Annotated in this window: 23 protein-coding genes; 7 read left to right on the top strand and 16 right to left on the bottom strand. The window is 52.7% G+C overall.

The window, feature by feature from the left end:
* Position 1 precedes the first annotated feature (1 nt).
* Both AC1MKH_RS11410 and AC1MKH_RS11405 read right to left on the bottom strand, forming a co-directional pair.
* Positions 2-2,554 (bottom strand): outer membrane usher protein, encoded by a 2,553-nt coding sequence (locus tag AC1MKH_RS11410; RefSeq protein WP_276224237.1) that lies wholly within the window; start codon positions 2,552-2,554, stop codon positions 2-4.
* A gap of 80 nt (positions 2,555-2,634) precedes the next feature.
* The gene (locus tag AC1MKH_RS11405; protein ID WP_276224240.1) at positions 2,635-3,192 is read right to left on the bottom strand and encodes a fimbrial protein; all 558 of its coding nucleotides are present in this window, start codon (positions 3,190-3,192) and stop codon (positions 2,635-2,637) included.
* A gap of 512 nt (positions 3,193-3,704) precedes the next feature.
* On the opposite strand from AC1MKH_RS11405, the gene fabI reads away from it, so the two are divergent.
* From fabI to AC1MKH_RS11390, 3 genes are all read left to right on the top strand, one after another.
* Entirely contained in the window at positions 3,705-4,493 is a 789-nt protein-coding gene (gene fabI / locus AC1MKH_RS11400; protein WP_015964629.1) for an enoyl-ACP reductase FabI, read from the top strand.
* Between the two features lie 195 nt (positions 4,494-4,688).
* Entirely contained in the window at positions 4,689-5,846 is a 1,158-nt protein-coding gene (locus AC1MKH_RS11395; RefSeq protein ID WP_276224242.1) for a CMD domain-containing protein, read from the top strand.
* 81 nt (positions 5,847-5,927) lie between these two features.
* Entirely contained in the window at positions 5,928-7,862 is a 1,935-nt protein-coding gene (locus AC1MKH_RS11390; protein ID WP_276224244.1) for an exoribonuclease II, read from the top strand.
* Here the strand turns inward: AC1MKH_RS11390 and AC1MKH_RS11385 are convergent.
* Positions 7,859-8,020, bottom strand: coding sequence for a hypothetical protein (locus AC1MKH_RS11385; RefSeq protein WP_231827484.1), 162 nt, complete (start codon positions 8,018-8,020; stop codon positions 7,859-7,861). The genes AC1MKH_RS11390 and AC1MKH_RS11385 overlap by 4 nt on opposite strands.
* Between AC1MKH_RS11385 and AC1MKH_RS11380 the strand changes: the two genes are divergently transcribed.
* The 3 genes from AC1MKH_RS11380 to osmB all read left to right on the top strand — a co-directional run bounded on the left by AC1MKH_RS11380 (position 8,000) and on the right by osmB (position 9,615).
* Complete coding sequence (locus AC1MKH_RS11380; RefSeq protein ID WP_113856780.1) at positions 8,000-8,182, top strand: YciZ family protein; 183 nt, start codon at positions 8,000-8,002, stop codon at positions 8,180-8,182. The genes AC1MKH_RS11385 and AC1MKH_RS11380 overlap by 21 nt on opposite strands.
* Positions 8,183-8,246: 64 nt before the next feature.
* Positions 8,247-8,996, top strand: coding sequence for a DNA-binding transcriptional regulator YciT (gene yciT / locus AC1MKH_RS11375; protein ID WP_015964633.1), 750 nt, complete (start codon positions 8,247-8,249; stop codon positions 8,994-8,996).
* Between the two features lie 400 nt (positions 8,997-9,396).
* Positions 9,397-9,615 (top strand): osmotically-inducible lipoprotein OsmB, encoded by a 219-nt coding sequence (gene osmB, locus AC1MKH_RS11370; RefSeq protein ID WP_015964634.1) that lies wholly within the window; start codon positions 9,397-9,399, stop codon positions 9,613-9,615.
* Positions 9,616-9,681: 66 nt separating this feature from the next.
* Here osmB and yciH read toward each other — a convergent pair whose 3' ends face one another.
* From yciH to pgpB, 5 genes are all read right to left on the bottom strand, one after another.
* Entirely contained in the window at positions 9,682-10,008 is a 327-nt protein-coding gene (gene yciH, locus AC1MKH_RS11365) for a stress response translation initiation inhibitor YciH (RefSeq protein WP_276224248.1), read from the bottom strand.
* Entirely contained in the window at positions 10,008-10,745 is a 738-nt protein-coding gene (gene pyrF / locus AC1MKH_RS11360) for an orotidine-5'-phosphate decarboxylase (protein WP_276224250.1), read from the bottom strand. Before pyrF ends, yciH begins: the two co-directional genes overlap by 1 nt.
* A gap of 193 nt (positions 10,746-10,938) precedes the next feature.
* Positions 10,939-12,108, bottom strand: coding sequence for a lipopolysaccharide assembly protein LapB (lapB, locus tag AC1MKH_RS11355; RefSeq protein ID WP_276224252.1), 1,170 nt, complete (start codon positions 12,106-12,108; stop codon positions 10,939-10,941).
* Positions 12,109-12,114: 6 nt separating this feature from the next.
* A complete protein-coding gene (locus tag AC1MKH_RS11350; RefSeq protein WP_015964638.1) occupies positions 12,115-12,423 on the bottom strand; it encodes a LapA family protein in 309 nt (102 codons plus the stop codon).
* 152 nt (positions 12,424-12,575) lie between these two features.
* Entirely contained in the window at positions 12,576-13,340 is a 765-nt protein-coding gene (gene pgpB, locus AC1MKH_RS11345; protein WP_276224254.1) for a phosphatidylglycerophosphatase B, read from the bottom strand.
* A 179-nt stretch (positions 13,341-13,519) separates the two neighbouring features.
* On the opposite strand from pgpB, the gene ribA reads away from it, so the two are divergent.
* On the top strand, positions 13,520-14,113 hold the full coding sequence (gene ribA, locus AC1MKH_RS11340; RefSeq protein ID WP_015964640.1) for a GTP cyclohydrolase II: 594 nt from the start codon (positions 13,520-13,522) through the stop codon (positions 14,111-14,113).
* 34 nt (positions 14,114-14,147) lie between these two features.
* Here ribA and AC1MKH_RS11335 read toward each other — a convergent pair whose 3' ends face one another.
* The 8 genes from AC1MKH_RS11335 to cysB form a co-directional block, all read right to left on the bottom strand.
* On the bottom strand, positions 14,148-15,275 hold the full coding sequence (locus AC1MKH_RS11335) for an ABC transporter ATP-binding protein (protein ID WP_276224257.1): 1,128 nt from the start codon (positions 15,273-15,275) through the stop codon (positions 14,148-14,150).
* An 11-nt stretch (positions 15,276-15,286) separates the two neighbouring features.
* Entirely contained in the window at positions 15,287-16,189 is a 903-nt protein-coding gene (locus AC1MKH_RS11330) for a carbohydrate ABC transporter permease (RefSeq protein WP_276224259.1), read from the bottom strand.
* Positions 16,182-17,072: a carbohydrate ABC transporter permease gene (locus tag AC1MKH_RS11325; protein WP_276224260.1), complete on the bottom strand. Its 891-nt coding sequence runs from the start codon at positions 17,070-17,072 to the stop codon at positions 16,182-16,184. Before AC1MKH_RS11325 ends, AC1MKH_RS11330 begins: the two co-directional genes overlap by 8 nt.
* Before the next feature lie 313 nt (positions 17,073-17,385).
* On the bottom strand, positions 17,386-20,061 hold the full coding sequence (gene acnA, locus AC1MKH_RS11320) for an aconitate hydratase AcnA (RefSeq protein WP_276224261.1): 2,676 nt from the start codon (positions 20,059-20,061) through the stop codon (positions 17,386-17,388).
* Positions 20,062-20,263: 202 nt separating this feature from the next.
* Positions 20,264-20,362 (bottom strand): small membrane protein YmiC, encoded by a 99-nt coding sequence (ymiC, locus tag AC1MKH_RS11315; protein WP_229837649.1) that lies wholly within the window; start codon positions 20,360-20,362, stop codon positions 20,264-20,266.
* Positions 20,363-20,482: 120 nt separating this feature from the next.
* On the bottom strand, positions 20,483-20,635 hold the full coding sequence (locus tag AC1MKH_RS11310) for a hypothetical protein (RefSeq protein ID WP_276224264.1): 153 nt from the start codon (positions 20,633-20,635) through the stop codon (positions 20,483-20,485).
* Positions 20,635-20,796 (bottom strand): YmiA family putative membrane protein, encoded by a 162-nt coding sequence (locus tag AC1MKH_RS11305; protein ID WP_083867130.1) that lies wholly within the window; start codon positions 20,794-20,796, stop codon positions 20,635-20,637. Before AC1MKH_RS11305 ends, AC1MKH_RS11310 begins: the two co-directional genes overlap by 1 nt.
* Positions 20,797-21,120: 324 nt before the next feature.
* Entirely contained in the window at positions 21,121-22,095 is a 975-nt protein-coding gene (gene cysB, locus AC1MKH_RS11300) for an HTH-type transcriptional regulator CysB (RefSeq protein WP_015964648.1), read from the bottom strand.
* Positions 22,096-22,134 lie beyond the last annotated feature (39 nt).

Below are 22,134 nucleotides of genomic sequence, written 5' to 3'. Positions count from 1 at the left end.
ATCATGACTCCTTGTTTTCATTCGCTTTAATAGCCTCACATGGCAATAACAGCGTTTGTGTCAATTCCTCTGCTGGCAATACCGCAGGCAGAACAGCCTGACACTGAATTTTTTCATCCCAGCGCACCTGCACGCTTTCCCCGGCTTTTACCCCGGCAATAAGCACTTCCCCGCCGTCGGCAAGTATTCCCAAATTCTGGTGATGTGCATTAAGGACTTCTGCGCCAAATGGCGGGAATTCACCATTCGCCAGCCGAATCACGCCCAGAACCCTTTCACCGCTAATCACATCAAATGCACGGTAACCAATCGCCCCTTCCGTCAACGTCGCCTGTACGACAGAACGTGATGCTTCGGCTTTCTCGGGGAGATTGCGCAAATCCAGCCCCACCGATCGCCGGGTATACATCCCCATATCCGCGATCACCGCTTTACCGAAACGGTTAGAACGGGTTTCGTTCCCCCATTCCCCTATCGCGACATCGGCCACCCCTGCCGTATCCAGCAGCAGACGACTGCTTCCCCGGGAGCTAACCGGGTGGAATGCGCCTCCTTTAGCCGTCAACGTCGCACCGCCTTCGAGAGAAAAACCGACTGACGAATACTGTCCATCCTGATAACTGGCGCTGAGATCGGTACGCGCCAAACTACCGTCGCGGCTGTAATAAGCATCCGCAGTAGCATGATTGCCACTGTTCATCCCGGCATTAATTTGGTAATTGCTGTGTTCGTTAATGCGCCCGTAATAGCCGACCCGATTGGAATTACCATTGCCAAACGTACCGCTGTAATTGATGCTGTCGCTATTGCCGAAGGGCAGCGACACAGAGACATAAACGCCATCATCGGAATAATCGCTGCTTTGATTCCGATATCCCGTTAACGACAAACTGATATTTTTAAATCGCCCGATATCAAGGGTTTTAGAGACAGAAAGGCTGTAGTTGTCTTCATCAGGCTGGTTCCAGTAAGTACGGCGCGAGTAGTTAAGAAAGAAGCTGAGCCCGTAATCGGGGATGTTCTGGTTGAACGTCACCGTATACATCTCTTTATTACGATACGAATAGCCGTCACGTCCGGGAGTAGCATTCTGCTGATAATCTCGCGCATCGAGATAATCGCTCATACTCATATAGTTACGATCTGAGAAGCGATAACCCGCAAAGGTAATATTGCTGTGAAACTCATCAAAACGTTTGGAATAGCTGAGTCGCCATGAGTTACCGCGAAACGTGTCCACACCATCAACTTTTGCTTTTGCGCGCGTGACATCAGCGGAAAGTGCGCCAAGGAATGAAAGATCGCGCCCGATGCCCAGCGCAACCGCCTGGTAGTTTTCATCCCCTATCACGCCGCCATACAGCGACCAGCCATTACTCACACCCCATGAAGCTTCCGCGCTGGCAAATAGCGGGCCGTTTATCCTGTGCTCCCACTCCTGGGGGCGGCCGAGCGCCATCTTGTAGCGCACTAATCCTGGACGTGTCAGGAATGGAACACTGGCGGTGTTCACCGTAAATTGTTGGACATCACCATTTTGTTCTTCAACTTTAACGTCCAGTTCGCCAGACACCGATTGGCTGAGATCCTGAATACGGAACGGCCCGGAAGGAACCTGAGTCTGATATAACACCCGGCCAAGCTGCGTGATGGTCACTTTGGCATTGCTGTGTGCCACGCCGACGATTTCTGGCGCGTATCCCTGTAAATTAGGCGGCAACATCGTGTCATCAGAAACCAGACTCGCGCCAATGAAACTGAAGCTATCGAAGACATCAGATTGCAAATAGTCTTCACCCAGCGTCAGCTTAGAACGCAGCAGCGGAATGGGGCGATAGGCGTAGTAACGCGAGCCCTGCCATTCAACTTTCTCATCCTCAGCGTTATTCTCCACGTTACTGTGCGTGTAGTTAAGCTGCCAGTCGGCACGCAAACGCCACGCACCTATGTTGACCCCGGTAATACCGTTTCCGGTGAGATCGAAAGTCTTGTCTCCCCCCTGCTGGTCATGGCGAAACTGTCCATCAAGGTGGTAATCCATGATCGCGCCGTTGATTCCCGTGTCCCACCGGGCTGGTGGGTCCCAGTTTTGATCGGTATATTCGAGAAATGCCTGCGGAATAGAGACGTCCAGCGCTGACTGCGCCAGATTGGCTTTAACACGCATGCCATCCAGTTGATCCTGCGCGAGACAGGACGCGTTATTAAGCCATTTTAGTTGCTTAAAAATATCCGGCTTTATACCGAACTGTTCCGCCAGTTCGGGTGAAATACAGGGTGCGGAAGCACTACCAACCGGTTTACCCTCAGGTACAGCAAACGCAATAAAATATTCCTTCTGTAGTGCTCGCCCGTTAATTTTCACGGTTAACCAATACTGGCCAGGCACCACATACCCGGTTTGAGCAAACTGCCCGACACTAATATTCTGCCTGTCCTTAACATCCAAAAAATCGGTATTAAATTCGACGCCATCATCAGCTTTGGCCCCGGCCAAACTGGCAAGTAACGACATTGTCACCGCCACGGTTAGGGTGCGCGTTTTAAAGTTCATTATCTTCCTTGCGCGGTTTATCTGCCGATGTAACAGGCGGAGTTCTCCCCGCCTGGATCCAGATGATTTATCGAATCAGCTTATTGGTACTGAATACTGAAATTCACATCACTGCTGAAATCGCCTTCAGCAGCGGTGCCACTTGGTGTTCCCAGCAGGTAAGCACCAAACAGAAGATCGTGATCGCCATTAAACGGTGTCCAGACCTGATCGACAGACACACCGGGCTTAATTACAGGCGCATTTTCAACCACTGAACTGCTCTGCATATCAGTCAGAATCATACCGACATCGGCCATATTGACACCCGCCTGCTTAACGGCAAAGCTGTTAGCCACGCCGGTAGGCCCCGTTTCGCCCGTAAAAGACGTTTTGGTGGTGGTTAATGTGGCTGAATTACAATTGGTCAGTACCAGTTTGAACGACGTCATCCCGGACTTAATCCCCTGGTTCAGGTTGCTTGATGAAACCTGTCCCATTGGCACATCTTTATTTATTTCAGAGGGCGCCATATCGCACGGAGATTCGGTGATTTCGCCCCAAAGATGAACTTTACCGTAGTTACCCTGTACCGCATGAGCGCTGGAAAACATGCCAAACACCAGTGCCGCAGAGAGAGCGATTTTTGTTAATTTCATTCGCACTACCTTATGCTTAATTACTATTTATTCGCCGAATAATTAATTCATCAATTTTATAATGAATAACAATTCATTCAATTGCTGTGTTATTTCGGCAAGGCTTGTCGATTCGACGTTGCGGAGGGTAGACCTGGAATGGACTCCATGCAATATTATATTCCGGAAACAGACAAAAAACGCACCAAAAATAGATATTTATTCAAATCATACGCACCTGCGTTGCCTTTATACAATCTGAAAGTTATCTCGCGAGATTATTTAGGATTTTATTTAAATTTTCATTTCTAAAATAAATATTTAAATAAAAATAAATCACAATTAATTATTATTAATTGTTCGACCAACACCATAACCAACTCATCCGATGAATGCTAAAAGCGCTGTCCAGCGCTAGTCACCCTCGCCAGAGTCGATTATAATGCGCGTTTATCAGTTCGTACTGCTCGCTTAAGCAACTGGTTGTCTGATCTTTGGGCAACAATAAGCATCAACAATAAGGATTAAAAGCTATGGGTTTTCTTTCCGGTAAGCGCATTCTGGTGACTGGCGTTGCCAGCAAACTGTCCATCGCATACGGTATTGCGCAAGCGATGCACCGTGAAGGGGCTGAACTGGCGTTCACCTATCAGAACGAGAAACTGAAAGGCCGCGTAGAAGAGTTTGCTGCACAACTGAACTCCAGCATCGTGCTGCCGTGTGACGTGGCTGAAGATGAAAGCATCGAATCCCTGTTCACTGAACTGGCGAAAGTTTGGCCGAAATTTGACGGTTTCGTTCACTCCATCGGCTACGCGCCGGCGGACCAGTTAGATGGCGACTATGTTAACGCTGTCACCCGTGAAGGCTTCAAAATTGCGCACGACATCAGCGCATACAGCTTTGTTGCTATGGCGAAAGCCTGCCGCAGCATGCTGAACCCGGATTCAGCTCTGCTGACCCTGTCCTACCTGGGTGCAGAACGCGCGATTCCTAACTACAACGTGATGGGTCTGGCTAAAGCGTCTCTGGAAGCTAACGTTCGCTACATGGCTAACGCTATGGGCCCGGAAGGTATCCGTGTTAACGCCATCTCTGCGGGCCCGATCCGTACGCTGGCGGCTTCCGGTATCAAAGATTTCCGTAAAATGCTGGCGCACTGCGAAGCGGTTACCCCGATTCGTCGTACCGTTACCATTGAAGATGTGGGTAACTCTGCTGCATTCCTGTGCTCCAACCTCTCAGCCGGTATCTCCGGTGAAGTGGTTCACGTTGATGGCGGCTTCAGCATCGCTGCAATGAACGAACTGGAACTGAAATAAGTTCTTTACCCTTCCGCGTTGGCGGAAGGGTTTCCCCTCCCCCCGTTTTTCCCTCTGTTATTCCAGTAAGTTATTAATTAGCACCGAACAATATTTTCTCCTATCGCGCGCTTACGCCAGGATATTTATCCATAACGATCCGGTGTTGCTTCTCATTCTTGCATCGGTTCGCCACTTACCATTCAAGGAATGCCCATGGAGCAACGCCGCGCTTACGGTAAAAGCCACTGGTATCATGAGACCCAGTCCCGATCGCAACACAGTGATGTTCTGCCCCTTGTGCCTGAAGCCGCTCACGTTGAAGACCGTTTTTTATTGGGGCTGTTGCTGCCGGAATCGCTACAACGCGACTGTACTCCCTGGCTTAACGCCTGCCGGAATCTGGCGAATGAACTGTTCCCGGATGAAGTTGCGGTTAGCCGCTTACGGACATTCAGCGCCTATGACCGCCTGAGCAGCGCGCTGACGGTCGCACAGGTTTGCGGGGTACAACGGCTCTGTAATCACTATGCCGCCCGCCTGGCGCCGCTCCCAGGCCCTGATTCGTCACGCGAAAGCAACCATCGCCTTGCCCAGATTACCCAGTACGCCCGTCAGCTTGCCAGTTCCCCTTCTGTAATTACGCCTCTGGCACGACAGCAACTCGACGATGTCGGGTTAACCACCTATGACATTATTTTGATTAATCAGATTGTGGGTTTTGTCGGCTTCCAGGCGCGTGTAGTGGCGACTTTTCAGGCCCAACTGGGGCAACCCGTTCGCTGGATACCCGGCATGCCGACACAGGAAGATGCCGCCGCTGAAGTGTTCGTGGCGACAGAAAGCGAGTGGCTAAGCGATTTGCCCGCCGTCGATGCGCGTTATGCAAGCAAAACCCAGGCGCAATCGCTACTGCGCTGGCAATCACAGCCGACGCTGTCTGCGTTAGCTCCGCTGTTAGCGCACGAGGAAACAATTCTGGATTGTCTTGGGCAACTCATCGGCACGCTGCCCGCAAATCCTCCCTTGCACGCTCTGGCGGCGCTGGTCCCTGCACGCATTAACGGCAGCGTGAGCTGTTTCAATCACTACAGCGCGCAATGGCAAGGCGCCAGCGGGCTTCCCGATGCTATTCGTAATGGCGATCGTGCTGTACAGGCGTGGTGTCATCAATATCCGCGCGAACAGGCCGTGACCCAGGCTATTGGCCTGTTAACGCGCGCGCCTGACCGTTTTAGCCCTGCACAATTTGCGTCACTGACGGATAACGGAGTCAGCACGGAAGAGAGCACGACGCTGCTCGCCTGGAGCGCGCTATTTGGCTGGTTAAATCGATTGCGGATCGCGCTGAGAAGCGAGCGGCAACCTGCGTAAAAGGATGAAAGAGCGCTTGCCGCAACAGTGAGAATCGCGTAAAACTGTCAGCCGCTCTTTTGGCCAAGAAAATACATCATTATGCTTCAGGATAACCCGCTGCTCGCGCAGCTAAAACAGCAACTTCACTCCCAGACGCCGCGTGCGGAAGGGGTTGTCAAAGGCACGGAAAAAGGTTTCGGTTTCCTCGAGGTCGATGCGCAGAAAAGCTACTTTATTCCGCCGCCGCAGATGAAAAAAGTGATGCACGGCGATCGCATTATCGCTGTGATCCATTCTGAAAAAGAGAAAGAGAGCGCCGAACCGGAAGAACTGGTTGAGCCGTTCCTGAGCCGCTTTGTCGGGCGCGTGCACCGCAAAGACGACCGTCTCTCTATTGTTCCCGATCATCCGTTGATCAAAGATTCTATTCCGTGTCGCGCCGAGCGTGGCGTGGATCACGATTTTAAAGAAGGCGACTGGGCTGTTGCAGAAATGCGCCGCCACCCGCTGAAAGGCGATCGCACCTTCTACGCAGAACTGACCCAGTTCATCACTTTCGGCGACGATCATTTCGTGCCGTGGTGGGTAACCCTCGCCCGTCATAATCTGGAAAAAGAAGCGCCGGACGGTGTAGCGACAGAGATGCAGGATGAAGGGCTGGAACGTCGCGACCTTACCGCCCTCGACTTTGTCACCATCGATAGCGCCAGCACCGAAGATATGGATGATGCGCTGTATGTGGAAGAAGCCGCCGACGGCAAGCTGAATTTGACCGTGGCGATTGCCGACCCAACCGCATGGATTGTTGCAGGCAGCAAGCTTGATAACATCGCCAAAGTGCGCGCGTTTACCAACTATCTGCCGGGCTTTAACATCCCGATGCTGCCGCGTGAACTGTCCGACGACCTCTGCTCGCTGCGCGCCAACGTGGTTCGCCCGGTGCTGGCCTGCCGCATGACGCTGGCCGCCGATGGTACCATCGAAGACAATATCGAATTCTTCGCGGCAACCATTGAATCGAAAGCCAAGCTGGCCTACGACGATGTTTCCAACTGGCTGGAAAAAACCGGCGAATGGAAACCCGACAGCGAGAGTATCGCGCGTCAAATCACGCTGCTGGAACGTGTGTGTCAGCTGCGCAGCGAATGGCGTAAAACCCACGCGCTGGTGTTTAAAGACCGCCCGGACTACCGCTTTGTGCTGGGTGAAAAAGGTGAAGTGCTGGATATCGTGGCTGAACCCCGCCGCATTGCGAACCGTATCGTCGAAGAGTCAATGATTGCGGCTAACATCTGCGCGGCTCGCGTGCTGCGTGACAAGCTCGGGTTCGGTATTTATAACGTGCATACCGGTTTTGATCCGGCGAATACGGAAGCGCTGGCCGCGTTGCTGAAAACGCACGACGTCCATGTCGATCCAGAAGAAGTGCTGACCCTGAATGGCTTCTGTAAGCTGCGTCGTGAGCTGGATGCCCAGCCGTCAGGCTTCCTGGATAGCCGCATCCGTCGCTTCCAGTCGTTCGCTGAAATCAGTATCGATCCAGGCCCGCACTTCGGTCTGGGACTTGAAGCCTACGCAACCTGGACTTCCCCGATTCGTAAGTATGGCGATATGCTCAATCATCGCCTGCTGAAAGCGATCATTAAGGGTGAAAGCGCTGAGCGTCCGCAGGATGATGTTACGGTCCAAATGGCAGAACGCCGTCGCCTGAACCGCATGGCGGAACGTGATGTCGCTGATTGGTTGTACGCGCGCTATCTGCACCCGCAGGCGGGCAAAGAGACGCGCTTCGCGGCAGAAATTATCGATATCAGCCGTGGCGGTATGCGCGTGCGTCTGGTCGACAATGGCGCCGTCGCCTTTATTCCGGCTCCGTTCCTGCACGCCGTGCGTGACGAAATGGTTTGCAGCCAGGAAAACGGCACCGTACAGATCAAAGGCGAAGTCGCTTACAAAGTGACTGACGTTATCGATGTGACCATCGCTGAAGTGCGCATGGAAACCCGCAGCGTCATCGCCCGTCCGGCGGTTTAAGCCCGACTAAACAGCGGCTTCGTTAAACGAAGCCGCTTTTCACTTAATGTTGTATCGTCTGCCATTTTTTTCTCTTCTCTTTTGCCGCTATTTTTAGCATCATTGATTTCATTCAAATTTCTAAACAGGGTTACACCATGTCCAATCTTGATGCGCATCAGGTTGCTCAACGTATTGATACCGTTCTCGATATCCTGGTGGCAGGTGATTACCACTCTGCAATCAATAACCTGGAAATTCTTAAAGCTGAACTGCTGGCACAAATTGCCGATCAACAAGCTACGCAAACAGGTCAGCCTAAATCCCCGTGGGAAATCTGACACCGCTCACCTCGCGAAAATGCGCCTGCGCGTTTTCGCCCCGACTTTTGATACGTAATTAATTATGAATGCCCGACAACAATCCATCCTACAGATGGTTATCGATAAAGGCCGCATGAGCGTCGCCGATCTGGCTAAAATGACCGGCGTCTCCGAGGTCACCATCCGTCAGGATTTGAACCTGCTCGAGAAAGAGAGCTATCTGCGCCGTACCCACGGCTTTGCGGTTCCGCTGGACAGCGAAGACGTAGAAACCCGCATGATGAATAATTTTGCGCTTAAGCGCGAGCTGGCAAGCTTTGCCGCATCACTGGTGCTGCCGGGCGAAACGGTGTTCATCGAAAACGGCAGCAGCAATGCTCTGCTGGCGCGTACGCTTGCCGAGCAACCAGATATCACGATTATCACCGTCAGCAGCTATATCGCTCACCTGCTTAAAGAGATGCCAGCAGAAGTTATCCTGCTTGGCGGTATCTACCAGAAGAAAAGCGAAAGCATGGTTGGCCCGCTGACTCGCCAGTACATCCAGCAGGTTCATTTCAGCAAGGCGTTTATTGGTATCGACGGCTGGCAGGCTGCAACGGGCTTTACAGGCCGCGATATGATGCGTGCCGACGTAGTAAATGCGGTTCTGGAAAAAGAGTGTGAAGCGATTGCGTTGAGTGACAGCAGCAAGTTTGGCGTCACCCACGCGTACCCGCTGGGGCCAATGACGAAGTTTAGTCGGGTGATCACCGATGATGGGCTGGCGGCGGAGCAGCAAGCTCAACTGGAGCGTTCCGGGCTGAAGGTGGATATTGTTAAGCGGCCATAGGCAATTGTGCGTCCCCCTCACCCCGGCCCTCTCCCACAGGGAGAGGGAGAAAAACGCACGAATATTTAAATAGTGCTCGGTCGGTTCCCGCTCCCTATGGGAGAGGGTTAGGGTGAGGGGCCTTTCCCCTCACAAAACATCCATTCCTCGTATTGATCTCCCCACTCCGCTATGAGATTTTTCCGAAGGTCCAATTAGGACTTTTTACCTGTCTAATATGCGATAAAATCGTAGAATTAATGTTAGCGATATAACAGGAAGTAACTATCACTTGCGTGACTAAGTAACAGTTCTACAACCTGCGCAACATGCTTCACGACATAAGCCGTTTTTATCTCTGGCCCGCGGCTAAAATTAAAATAGGCTTTTTCCGTGAATCGAATATTCAGGAGAAAATACGATGACTTCAATGAACAAAAAAATCACTGCAGCGGTTATTGCTGCCACTTTAGTAATGTCACTGAGCGCATGTTCAAACTGGTCCAAACGCGACCGTAACACAGCTATTGGTGCTGGCGCAGGCGCGCTGGGCGGTGCAGTATTAACTGACGGCAGCACCCTGGGTACCCTGGGCGGCGCGGCAGTCGGCGGGATTATCGGCCACCAGGTGGGCAAATAATTAATCGTCCGTATATTTGAAATAAGAATTCAGGGCCCCGATGTTTATCGGGGCCCTTTTTGTTTCTTAACCGCCTGCCAGTTTTACTTTCAGCCCTTTAGCTTCGAGTAATGTTTTTAGCAGGTCGCGTTTATCGCCCTGAATTTCAATCACGCCATCTTTCACTGAACCGCCGCAGCCACATTTCTTTTTCAGCTCTGCGGCCAGTTTGGCCAGCGATTCGTCATCCTGATCGATGCCGGTAATCAGGCACACGCCTTTTCCTTTCCGCCCGCTGGTCTGGCGCTGAATACGCACAATGCCATCACCTTTTGGGCGTTCCACAACGGCCTTGGGTTCGTCGATACGACCGCTGTCGGTGGAGTACACCAGACGGCTATTGGAGTCGCTCATTACGCCTCCTTTTGCAGCGAGGCGTTAATGGTGCGCAGCGTCAACGCCGGGTCCGCGGATTGCGTAACCGGGCGGCCAATCACCATGTAGTCTACGCCCGCTGCCTGCGCTTGTTCAGGCGTCATGATACGGCGCTGGTCACCCGCTTCACTGCCTACAGGGCGAATACCCGGCGTCACCAGTTTAAATGCCTGCCCCAGCTCCTGCTTGAAGCGCACCGCTTCCTGTGCCGAGCACACCACGCCATCCAGGCCGCAATCACGGGTCAGTTTAGCCAGTTTGGCGGCATAATCCGCAGGTGACAACGTCACGCCGAGATCCAGCAGGTCGCTGGCTTCCATACTGGTCAGCACGGTGACCGCAATCAGCAGCGGTGCATCTTTCCCGAAAGGCAGTAACGCTTCGCGCGCCGCCGTCATCATGCGCGCCCCACCCGATGCATGCACGTTCACCATCCAGACGCCCAGCTCTGCCGCTGCCGCAACGGCATGGGCGGTGGTATTCGGGATATCGTGGAATTTCAGGTCCAGGAAGATATCAAAGCCACGCTGCTGTAAATCACGCACGAACTGCGGGCCAAACAGCGTGAACATCTCTTTTCCGACTTTCAGACGGCAGTCGCGCGGGTCGATACGATCGACAAAAGCGAGCGCTTTATCGCGGTTATCGTAATCGAGAGCAACAACGACGGGAGAGGATGTGGCAATACGGGAAGAAGATGAAGCAGTAGACGTCATGACCAGACCTTCTTGTTGATGGGCGCCCGGCTATTCAGGCGCAGAAAAGGTAAACGGCGAGCATTCTACCTGCGAGTGGGGCAAATTGACAGGCGCGATTCGTCCTGCTGGGCCTTACGCTCTCGATGCTGAATTTGCGGGGGGTAAAAAACCGAAGAGTATGTTGTAACTAAAGTGAACGTTTTTTTAAATGTTACTGCCCGTCGAGGCCGCGAATCGGCTTAACGGTGGACCATGCACGGCAGGATGGGCAGTGCCAGTAAAGCGTATAGGCGGTAAAACCGCATTTCTGACAGCGGTAGCGCGGTTTGCTGCGGATCTGCTCGCCAACCATGTCTCGCAGCACCATCAGGCTCTCTTTCGCACGCCCTTCTTCTGCTTCATTGAGGTGATAATCCATCAGTTTATGGAAGACGCGCATCGTAGGATGACGCTGTAACTGGCGCGTCACATAGGTTTGCGCGACGTCGCCGCCTTCACGCTGGTCGAGTACCTGCGCCAGCATCAGTTCTGCCGCAGCACCGGTATTTTCCTCTACGCAGCGTTGCAGGAAAGATTCCCACTCATCGGTTTTACCCATCTGCTGATAGCAGGTTTGCAGCATTTCCAGCGTTTCGCTGACCAGTTCTTTATCCTGATCGATGACGCGCAGCAGGCTTTCACGCGCTTTGGCGTAATCGTCCTTCGCCATCCAGACGCGGCCCATCATGATAGAGACGCGCGCGCTGGACGGATCGGCAGACGCGCCCTTCTTCAGCAACGTCATCGCTTTGTCCATATCATCATTGCCCATCTGTTGCAGGGCCAGTTCGCACCAGAAATGGGCGATTTCGCCGCGATGCTTCTCTTTACCGAGTTTCACCAGGCGTTCGGCAACGTCGATAGCCTTTTGCCAGTCGCTGGTCAGTTGTGCGATTTGCAGCAGCTGTTGCAGCGCGCTGATACGGAAATCCGTTTCATCCACCAATTGGCTGAACATGTCTTCTGCGCGGTCATAGAGCCCGGCGGCCATGTAGTCTCGCCCAAGCTGTTGCACCGCCAGCAGACGCTGATCGTAGGTCAGCGAGGCGCTTTCCATTAAGGTTTGGTGAATACGGATGGCGCGGTCAACCTCGCCGCGTGAACGGAACAGGTTGCCCAGCGTAAGGTGGGCTTCAACGGTGCCGGTATCCTCTTTTAACATGTCGAGGAACAGGTCAACCGCTTTGTCTTGCTGATTACTTAAGAGAAAGTTAACCCCTGCCACATAATCACGTGACAAACGGCTTGCTTCGTCCTGTTTGGACTGTTGTGCACTTCTGCGCCCCATATACCAACCATAGGCTGCCGCAACGGGTAAGAGCAGAAACAACAACTCCAGCATAAATCGTTATTCCTTCGTTACTGGCACGGTCGGGTTTACGGACGGCACACTCTCAGGCGCAATCTGATTTTCCAGACGTTTAATTTTACGCTCCGCACGCAGCAGAGAAACACGCACGCGCAGCCAGAACAGGCCACAGACCAGCCAGCCAATCGCAAAACCTACGGCAAACAATACCGCCAGTAATGTTGAAATTCTGAACTCGCCCTGCGCCAGTAAGTAGTTAAAGGTCACGAGCTGATCGTTTTGTGCGCCCAGCGTCACTGAAATGACAAAGACCGCTAACACCAATAAGAAAATGAGAAAATATTTCACACGACTTCCCGTTATGTGGTTTCAGCTGATAAATCCCGTTCGATCTATCGCATCAAGCCTTATAAAGTATCATTTTCGCCGCGCAGACGAAATGGAAAAGCACACGGCCAGTTCAGGATTTGAGGGTTAAAAGGGGGAAAATCAACCCTTGCTCAATTTTCCTGCTCGCGTTTCCTGATTTCCTGCGCTTCTTCACCAGGCGGTGACAACGGGCCGCATATTTTTTGTGCAAGCCAGGTCGCCACGGTAACCAGCAGCCAGGACATCAACGTTGCCGCCACTAAATCGCGTGGCCAGTGCATCCCCAAAAGCAGGCGACTGCCCATAACCGCCGTTGCCCATACCAGCAAAATCGCGATGGTGAACGTGCGTCGACGCGGCCACAGCAGACCGACCGCCAACAGCGCCCAACTGGCCGCAAACATGGTATGCCCTGACGGAAACGCAAACCCGGTCTCTTTTTGCCAGTGTTTACGCAAGAACGAAGGGATATCCTGTTGTTGTGCAAGCTGTTCTTTAACCAGCGCGCCGCGATCCTTACGCTTTAAAGTGTAGAACTCATCAACGGGAATATGGTGCGTTTTTTCCAGCCAGATAACAAAAGGCCGTGGTTCCTGCGCCACACTTTTCACCCACGATTTCGCCCCCTGCCCGATCATTATGGCCCCGGCAAGAATCGCAAAGAGCATGATTGCCGGGCGCAGACGAAAGCGTAAACACCATAAAAACCAGCCAAATAGCACCACGTGGGTAATGATTCCCCACGGCTGGGTGACCGTTTCCGTGACCCAATACAGCGCTTTCAGCCACACTTCTGAATGGCCTGGCTGCCAGGTCCAGCCGGAGATCCAGACGGCGAGCGGCATCGCTAACAATGCGGCGGCCCCCACGGCGGTTCGTCTGGCAATTGTTAGCATAACGGCTCCTTTGTCTTTGAATCCTCAATAATAACCGAATAATAACATAACGGCGAAACTGGCAAAATTGTGCGCTTTAACAGCAGTCACTTGCGCACCATTAGGTGAACCAAAGCACGTTGTGGCAAAATACAAAAAACAGAAAGCGCTACTGGCGCTGACATAATCTGGAGAATCACATGCAGCTTAAACGTGTGGCAGAAGCCAAACTGCCAACCCCCTGGGGCGATTTCCTGATGGTGGGCTTTGAAGAACTGGCAACCGGGCAGGATCACGTCGCCCTGGTTTTTGGTGACATTTCCGGGCAAACACCGGTACTGGCACGCGTTCACTCCGAATGTCTGACGGGCGATGCGCTCTTTAGCCTGCGCTGTGATTGCGGTTTCCAGCTTGAAGCGGCCCTGACGCACATCGCGGAAGAAGGTCGTGGCATTCTGCTTTATCATCGTCAGGAAGGCCGTAACATCGGCCTGTTGAATAAAATTCGCGCCTATGCGCTGCAGGATCAGGGCTACGACACCGTTGAAGCCAACCACCAGCTCGGCTTTGCCGCCGATGAGCGCGACTTCACGCTGTGTGCGGATATGTTCAAGCTGCTGGGCGTAGACGAAGTGCGCCTGCTGACCAACAACCCGAAAAAGGTTGAGATCCTGACCGAAGCGGGTATCAACATCGTTGAACGCGTCCCGCTCATCGTTGGGCGCAACCCGAAAAACGCCTACTATCTCGATACCAAGGCGGCCAAGATGGGCCACCTGTTGAAAGAAGAGTAAACATGAAGCCCGCCAGCGAACCTGGCGGGCTTTTTTACAGCGAAATATTTTCCTGCGTTTCCCCGTCAAAAATGTGGCATTTGTCCATCTCAAAACGGAACCACACCTGCTGCTGTAACCCGTTGTCGATAATCGGTTTCGCCGCATCGGAGGCGATCCGCGCCGTCAGTTCGAAATCACCGACCTGTAAATAAAGAAAATATTCGTGCCCCATATTTTCAATACGGATTAACGTCCCTCGCCCGCAGCTCGCGCCAAAGGGTGCAGTGGCGACATCCACATACTCCGGTCGAATACCGAAATGCACTTCTTTATCAACGTAGTGCGCTACTTTATCCTGCTGGCTGGCGTTCAGCGCCAGTAAATCCTCGCCGACGGTGATATGCAGGCCGTCATCACGACGCACAATTTTTGCCGGTTTGATGTTCATTTCCGGCGCGCCAATAAAGCCCGCGACAAACATGTTTTTCGGTTTGTGGTACAGGTTATCCGGCGTATCCACCTGCATGATGTGGCCGAGCTTCATCACGCAGATGCGGTCGCCCATGGTCATCGCTTCGGTTTGATCGTGGGTCACGTAAACGGTAGTCGCCGGTTTGCCCGATTTCTTGAGCTGTTTATGCAGATCCGAAATACGAATCCGCATGGATGCGCGCAGCTTGGCATCCAGGTTGGAAAGCGGTTCATCGAACAGGAACACATCCGGCTTTTTGACAATCGCGCGTCCTACCGCCACGCGCTGCGCCTGACCGCCGGAGAGCTGACGTGGTAAGCGATCCAGTAGATCTTCCAGCTCCAGCAGTTTGGCAGCGTCTTCAACCTGTTGATTAATTTGTTCTTTCGGCAGTTTGCTCAGTTTCAAACCAAACGCCAGATTTTCCCGCACGGTCATGTGCGGATAGAGCGCGTAGTTCTGGAACACCATCGCAATGCCGCGCGCTTTCGGCGGCAGGTTGTTCACCACTTTTTCGCCGATACGGATTTCACCGCCGCTGATGGTTTCCAGCCCGGCGAGCATACGCAGGGTCGTGGATTTCGCACAGCCGGAAGGGCCAACAATCACCATGAATTCGCCATCGGCAATGTTCAGGTCGATACCATGTACCGCTTTGAAGCCGTTGGAGTACACCTTTTCCAGTTTATTAAAAATCACTTCAGCCATGATATTCCCTCTTAGCCTTTAATTCCGCTGCTGGATACGCCCTGGACGAAGTAACGCTGCGCCAGGAAGAACACAATGATAGATGGCAGAATGGAGATGCTCGCCATTGCCAGAATTTCGTTCCACGGCGCCCCTTCCGTGACGTCGATAGACATTTTCAGCGCCAGGGCAATCGGATATTTATCCACGCTGTAGACGTAAATCAGCGGACCGATAAAGTCGTTCATCGACCACATAAACTGGAACAGCGCGACCGAGATAATCGCCGGTTTCAGAATGGGCACCAGCACATACCACAGCACTTGCCAGGAGTTACAGCCGTCGATTTGCGCGGCCTCTTCCATATCGCGCGGCACGCCGCGCAGGAACTGCACCAGCATAAAGACGAAGAACCCCTGCGTGGCGAACGCCGTTGGCAGGTAAAGCGGCAGATAGCTGTTCAGCATGCCCATTTCGCGGAACATCAGATATTGCGGGATCAGCAACACGGTGCTCGGCAGCAGCATGGTGGCGATGAGCGTGGCAAACCAGAATTTCTTCCATGGGATCTCAAAGCGGGCAAAACCGTAAGCCACAATGGTGGATGAGATAATGGTCAGAATCACTTTCGGGATCACATATTTAAAGGTGTTAATCATGTAATGACCAAAGTGATACTCCGTGCCCGTTTTCCAGCCGTTGATAAACCCATCCCAGGTGGCGTGTGTCGGCCAGAGATTCAGGGTAGTGAAAATTTCACTGTTTGGTTTGAATGCGGCAGAAAACATCCATGCCAGTGGGTACAGCATCAGCAGGCCGACCAACAGTAAAATCACATAGCGAATATTACGGCTGATTTTTTCGCGACGCAGCGTGCGGGCCACTTCATTCGCGGCTTCCTTTGCGGTTGTCGTCATGACATGTTGATCACTCATTTTTACCTCCCTTGTCTGCTGAGTAGAAGACCCAATATTTCGATGACTTAAAGGCCAGCAACGCGAAGATGGCCACAACCAGGAACAGCACCCATGCCAGCGCGGCACCGTATCCCATGTCGAAATACTTGAAGGCAGTATCGTAGATGTAGAGCGAGAACAAATAGGTGTAGTAGGTTGGGCCACCGCCGGTGATAACAAACGGCGCGGTAAATTCCTGGAATGCGCCGCTGGTTTGCATAATGAAGTTGAAGAAAATGACCGGCGTAATCAGTGGCACAGTAATTTTCAGGAACATTTGCCACTTGGTGGCGCCATCGATCATCGCCGCTTCGTACTGCGACTGCGGCACGTTTTGCAGTGCGGCAAGGAAGATAACCATTGAAGAACCAAACTGCCAAACGCTGAGCAGCGTTACTGAAAACAGCGCCAGCGGGGGTTCACCAAGCCAGTTGATAGGATCAAGGCCGAATACGCCAGTAAAGCTGTTCAACAGACCATCGATAGCAAATAGTGCGCGCCACAGGACCGCGATGGCGACAGAACTGCCGAGAATGGAGGGAATGTAGTATGCCGTGCGGAAAAAACCGATACCGCGCAGTTTGAAATTCAGCACGAACGCGATGAACAATGAAAACATCAGCTTCAGCGGAATGGTGATAAAGACATACACAAACGTGACCGCAAGGGATTTCCAGAACAGCGGGTCTTCCGACACCATGTAACGGTAGTTTTCAATACCGTTGAACTCAGGCGGACTCATCAAATCATATTGGGTAAAACTCAACAGAAAGGAAGAGACAAAGGGAAAGGCGGTAAACACTAACAATCCAATAATATAGGGTGAGATCCATGCTAACCCCAACCACTTATTTTCATTCATAACAGCCTCGAGACAAATAAATAATGCCGTATCATCCCGTAAAATCCCTACCAACATCGCGATCGCTATCACACTCAAAATAATTCAAGACTTACAAGCTGTGATCGCCATCAAAGCCTTACCACCACTGACATCACACATAATCATAGTGAATGAATTAAATCAAAACCCGCCTTTAACGTATCAATACAAAATACATGCTAATAAAACTAATAAATAGATATATTATTTTATTACAAAAGCTAATAATATTAGCAATATATGAAAAAAAAGCCCGACCACTTTCGTGTATCGGGCTGGTTAGCGGGCAGGATCAATCCAGCATATTACGTATTACATAATGCAGGATGCCGTCGTTCTGGTAGTAAGTCAGCTCAGTCTGGGTGTCGATACGGCAACGGCAGGCTAGCGTCTCTGTGGTACCGTCGGCGCGCGTTACGGTAACCGGGATCGTGGCACCCGGTTTAAGCTGCTGTAAATCAGGAATATCCAGCTGCTCTTCCCCGGTCAACGCCAGCGACTGACGCGATTCACCCTGCGGGAATTCCAGCGGCAGAATCCCCATACCAATCAGGTTGGAGCGGTGAATACGCTCAAAGGATTCCGCAATCACCACACGCACGCCCAGCAGACGTGGCCCTTTCGCCGCCCAGTCGCGGCTGGAGCCAGAGCCATACTCTTTCCCGGCGATCACCGCCAGCGGCGTGCCCTGCTTCTGATACGCCATGGCCGCGTCGTAAATCGACATCACTTCTGAACCCGGCAACAGGCGCGTCATGCCCCCTTCCACACCCGGCACCATTTCGTTGCGGATACGAATATTGGCAAAGGTACCGCGCATCATCACTTCGTGGTTACCGCGACGAGAACCATAGGAGTTGAAGTCGCGACGTTCCACCCCACGCGCCTGCAGGAAGCGGCCCGCCGGGCTGTCCGGTTTAATGCTGCCTGCCGGTGAAATATGGTCGGTGGTGACGGAATCACCCAGCATCGCCAGAATACGCGCACCATGGATATCCTCTACCGGCTTCGGCTGGGCTTCCATATCGTCAAAGAACGGTGACAGGCGGATATAGGTAGAGTCATCCTGCCAGTTGTAGGTATCCGATTCCGCGACGGTAATGGCTTTCCATTCCGGTGTGCCTTCGAAGACTTCCGCATACTCTTTGCGGAACATCTCGGTGGAAACCTGCTGCACGGCTTTGGCGATCTCCTGGCTGCTCGGCCAGATATCTTTCAGGTAAACCGGGTCGCCTTTTTGATCGTGACCGAGCGGGTCGCTTGCCAGGTTGACGTTCATGTTTCCGGCCAGCGCATAGGCAACCACCAGCGGCGGTGAGGCCAGCCAGTTGGTTTTCACCAGCGGATGGATACGCCCTTCGAAGTTACGGTTACCGGAAAGCACGGCCCCAACGGTCAGGTCGCCCTTCTTAATCGCCGTTTCGATGGGCTCTGGCAGTGGACCGGAGTTACCGATACAGGTGGTACAGCCATAGCCCACGAGGTTAAAGCCAAGTTTATCCAGGTATGGCGTGAGACGTGCGTGGGCGAGATAATCAGAAACCACCTTCGACCCCGGCGCCAGCGAGGCTTTCACCCACGGTTTCGGCTTCAGGCCCAGCTCAGCGGCTTTTTTCGCCAGCAGGCCCGCTGCCATCAGAACGCTCGGGTTGGACGTATTGGTACAGGAGGTAATGGCGGCAATCACCACCGCGCCGTCCGGTAGCGGTACGGTTTCACCTTTAAGCGTGTATTCTACCGGCTGCTTATCTTTCTGCGCGGTGTTCACTTCCAGCTCTGTCGCGGCGGCAAAGGCTTTAGGCACATCGCCCAGCGCAACGCGATCCTGCGGGCGTTTCGGCCCGGCGAGGCTCGCTTCCACCGTGCCCATATCCAGCTCGAGGCTGCTGGTGAAAATCGGTTCATCACCGGTGTTGCGCCACATCCCCTGTGCTTTAGCATAGGCTTCAACCAGTGCGACCTGCTCATCGCTGCGCCCGCTCAGGCGCATATAATCGAGCGTAACGCCATCAATCGGGAAGAAGCCGCAGGTTGCGCCATATTCCGGCGACATGTTAGCGATGGTTGCACGGTCCGCCAGCGGCAGAGAGTCCAGACCGTCGCCATAGAATTCAACAAATTTTCCCACCACGCCGTGTTTACGCAGCATTTGGGTGACGGTCAACACCAGGTCGGTAGCAGTAATCCCTTCGCTGAGTTTGCCGGTTAACTTGAAGCCCACCACATCCGGAATCAACATTGAAACCGGTTGACCGAGCATCGCGGCCTCTGCCTCGATCCCCCCGACGCCCCAGCCCAGCACGCCCAGACCATTAATCATCGTGGTGTGCGAATCGGTGCCGACCAGCGTGTCCGGATAAGCAATCCATTCATCGTTTTGCAACTCGCTCCAGACCGCTTTACCAAGATACTCAAGGTTAACCTGGTGGCAAATCCCGGTACCCGGCGGCACGACGCTGAACCGGCTGAACGCCTGCTGGCCCCAACGCAGGAACACATAGCGTTCATGGTTGCGCTCCATCTCCAGGCGCACGTTTTCCGCGAAGGCATCATCATCGCCGAAGTGATCCACGGTAACCGAGTGGTCAATCACCAGGTCAACCGGCGAAAGCGGGTTAACCTTCGCGGTGTCGCCGCCCAGACGCTTCACCGCTTCGCGCATGGCGGCTAAATCCACTACCGCGGGTACGCCGGTGAAATCCTGCATCAAGACCCTCGCCGGGCGGTAGGCTATCTCCCGATCGACATGGGCAGTTTTCACCCACCCGGCCAGGGCTTTGATATCTTCTTCAGTAACAGAATCCCCATCCTGCCAGCGCAGTAGGTTTTCCAGCAGGACTTTGAGTGATTTGGGTAGACGGGAAATGTCACCCAGTGTGTTGGCTGCCAGCGGTAAGCTGTAGTAGTGATAGGTTTTATCTTGCGTGTGCAGCGCGTCCTTACTGGCTTCTCGTAGTGTTGACGACATAGCTCCTCCTTTATGTGTAACGGGACTTGCAATCCCCCTGACACTCCTCAGGGTACGCATTAAAGATAACACAAAGATGTCGTAACGTTTTGATAACAACTCTAATTGATAAAATTGTTGAGACTATTCCGTGAAATTAAAACGCCCGGCGCAGAGGCCAGGCGTTAGAAGGAAGGAAGACGGTGATTATGGCGCAGCGGATTTACCGGCACAGCAGCCAGATAATTTGCCCCCAAAACAGGAGTGAAGCCGACAGCGCGCCCATCCATGACCAGTATTTCAAATTGTGATGCGTATTCATTTTGCTTACACCTTTTATGCATGAGTGTATTCAGCCGACATTGTGTCGGCAGACCGTTGCTGTGGTGTATTTAAAAGCCAGTGCGAATGCGGAAGGTATGTTGGGCGAGCCACCCTGCTATTATTTTTTTTTGTGCTCACCAGGATTAAACGACTCAATAAATTCACGTTGTTCGGGGGTCAATTCCCATGATTCAGGAATTTTGACCTTGTCCTGTTTCTCCGGCTGCGGCTTGGGCTGTGCTGGCCGGGGACGACTGGAGATGAACATCATCAGCCCCAGTACTTCCAGACAAGCAGTGCAACAACCACCCAAAACAGCGCAGACCCCAGAAACACCGACGCCCAGGCTTTACGCTTCACGTGCGGATCGCGCTGTGGACCTTTGGTTCCTGACGGCATCGACAACCTCTTACAATCGATATTACTTATCATTTTGGCACCAAACAATCGGTACGATTAATCATCACTGAGACAAATCCTAAATAAAATCTAGTCAAAAATCCAGTGCTTTCGCCAGCTAAACGGACGCATTTATTTAATCTTTTGACCAAAAATAAATAATTGAACTGCAAAATTTGCCTTAAGGGGAATTCGTTTCTACTTTTGTGCGCTCACTGGCAATACATTAGCCAAATTAATGAAAAATATAAGGGCATATCGAGAGCAAGATGATTTAGAGGATGAGAATGAGGAGAGGTATTATTACGATTCAGGCGGTATCTCCCGACAGGAGATACCGTTCGGAAATTCAGGGGATTACTTCTCTGGCAATTTAATATCTTTGAACATCGCTTCGATATCTTCATTAGAGCGCAGCGCTACCGCGGTATCAACAACGTCGCGCGTTAAATGCGGCGCAAAGCGTTGAATAAAATCATACATATAGCTGCGCAGGAAAGTACTACGGCGGAAGCCGATTTTAGTGGTGCTGTGGCTGAAAATACCGTCAGCATCCAGTTTGACCAGATCAGGATCGGAAACCGGATCAACCGCCATGCTGGCAATGACCCCAACCCCCAACCCCAGGCGGACGTAAGTTTTGATAACGTCGGCATCGGTGGCGGTGAAAACAATACGTGGCGTCAGCCCGGCGCGGTTAAACGCGGTATCGAGCTCTGAACGTCCGGTAAAACCAAAGGTATAAGTGACCAGTGGATACTGGGCCAGTTCTTCGATTGTTACCGACGTTTTCGACGCCAGCGGATGCTCCGGCGTCACCACAATGGAACGGTTCCAGTGGTAACACGGCAGCATAACCAGATCGTCATACAAGTGCAGCGCTTCGGTGGCGATGGCAAAATCCGCATTCCCCTTCGAAACCGCTTCGGCAATCTGCGTTGGCGAGCCCTGATGCATGTGCAGAGAAACGCGCGGATAACGCTCGATAAAGCCCTTAATCACGCCGGGAAGCGCGTAGCGCGCCTGGGTATGCGTTGTGGCGACGTACAGCGAGCCTTTGTCCGGCCAGGTGTGTTCACCCGCCACAGATTTGATGGCATCCACTTTCGAAAGCACTTCACGGGCAATGCGAATAATTTCCTGCCCGGCTGGCGTAACCTGCGTCAGGTGCTTACCACTGCGCGCAAAAATCTGGATACCCAGCTCATCTTCCAGCATTCTGACCTGCTTGCTGATGCCTGGCTGTGAGGTGTACAAGCCTTCAGCGGTAGAGGAGACGTTGAGGTTATGGTTTACAACTTCAACAATATAGCGGAGCTGCTGTAGTTTCATGGCGCGGTATCCGGTTGCGTAGTGATACGCTGTTAATGC

This window comes from Pseudocitrobacter sp. CD920760, from assembly GCF_057782505.1.
Note: the sequence above shows the minus strand (reverse complement) of the source record. Positions and strands in the feature narration are given on the sequence as shown.

Excerpts from the sequence above, each read along its gene's own strand:
- ymiC (WP_229837649.1), bottom strand. The coding sequence starts at position 20,362 with ATGAATACGCATCACAATTTGAAATACTGGTCATGGATGGGCGCGCTG.
- yciH (WP_276224248.1), bottom strand. The coding sequence starts at position 10,008 with ATGAGCGACTCCAATAGCCGTCTGGTGTACTCCACCGACAGCGGTCGT.
- yciT (WP_015964633.1), top strand. The coding sequence starts at position 8,247 with ATGAATGCCCGACAACAATCCATCCTACAGATGGTTATCGATAAAGGC.
- AC1MKH_RS11390 (WP_276224244.1), top strand. The coding sequence starts at position 5,928 with ATGCTTCAGGATAACCCGCTGCTCGCGCAGCTAAAACAGCAACTTCAC.
- AC1MKH_RS11395 (WP_276224242.1), top strand. The coding sequence starts at position 4,689 with ATGGAGCAACGCCGCGCTTACGGTAAAAGCCACTGGTATCATGAGACC.
- AC1MKH_RS11335 (WP_276224257.1), bottom strand. The coding sequence starts at position 15,275 with ATGGCTGAAGTGATTTTTAATAAACTGGAAAAGGTGTACTCCAACGGC.
- AC1MKH_RS11325 (WP_276224260.1), bottom strand. The coding sequence starts at position 17,072 with ATGAATGAAAATAAGTGGTTGGGGTTAGCATGGATCTCACCCTATATT.
- pyrF (WP_276224250.1), bottom strand. The coding sequence starts at position 10,745 with ATGACGTCTACTGCTTCATCTTCTTCCCGTATTGCCACATCCTCTCCC.
- AC1MKH_RS11385 (WP_231827484.1), bottom strand. The coding sequence starts at position 8,020 with ATGCGCATCAAGATTGGACATGGTGTAACCCTGTTTAGAAATTTGAAT.
- AC1MKH_RS11380 (WP_113856780.1), top strand. The coding sequence starts at position 8,000 with ATGTCCAATCTTGATGCGCATCAGGTTGCTCAACGTATTGATACCGTT.
- acnA (WP_276224261.1), bottom strand. The coding sequence starts at position 20,061 with ATGTCGTCAACACTACGAGAAGCCAGTAAGGACGCGCTGCACACGCAA.
- pgpB (WP_276224254.1), bottom strand. The coding sequence starts at position 13,340 with ATGCTAACAATTGCCAGACGAACCGCCGTGGGGGCCGCCGCATTGTTA.
- osmB (WP_015964634.1), top strand. The coding sequence starts at position 9,397 with ATGACTTCAATGAACAAAAAAATCACTGCAGCGGTTATTGCTGCCACT.
- ribA (WP_015964640.1), top strand. The coding sequence starts at position 13,520 with ATGCAGCTTAAACGTGTGGCAGAAGCCAAACTGCCAACCCCCTGGGGC.
- AC1MKH_RS11305 (WP_083867130.1), bottom strand. The coding sequence starts at position 20,796 with ATGATAAGTAATATCGATTGTAAGAGGTTGTCGATGCCGTCAGGAACC.
- lapB (WP_276224252.1), bottom strand. The coding sequence starts at position 12,108 with ATGCTGGAGTTGTTGTTTCTGCTCTTACCCGTTGCGGCAGCCTATGGT.
- AC1MKH_RS11330 (WP_276224259.1), bottom strand. The coding sequence starts at position 16,189 with ATGAGTGATCAACATGTCATGACGACAACCGCAAAGGAAGCCGCGAAT.
- cysB (WP_015964648.1), bottom strand. The coding sequence starts at position 22,095 with ATGAAACTACAGCAGCTCCGCTATATTGTTGAAGTTGTAAACCATAAC.
- AC1MKH_RS11405 (WP_276224240.1), bottom strand. The coding sequence starts at position 3,192 with ATGAAATTAACAAAAATCGCTCTCTCTGCGGCACTGGTGTTTGGCATG.
- AC1MKH_RS11310 (WP_276224264.1), bottom strand. The coding sequence starts at position 20,635 with ATGATGTTCATCTCCAGTCGTCCCCGGCCAGCACAGCCCAAGCCGCAG.
- AC1MKH_RS11410 (WP_276224237.1), bottom strand. The coding sequence starts at position 2,554 with ATGAACTTTAAAACGCGCACCCTAACCGTGGCGGTGACAATGTCGTTA.
- fabI (WP_015964629.1), top strand. The coding sequence starts at position 3,705 with ATGGGTTTTCTTTCCGGTAAGCGCATTCTGGTGACTGGCGTTGCCAGC.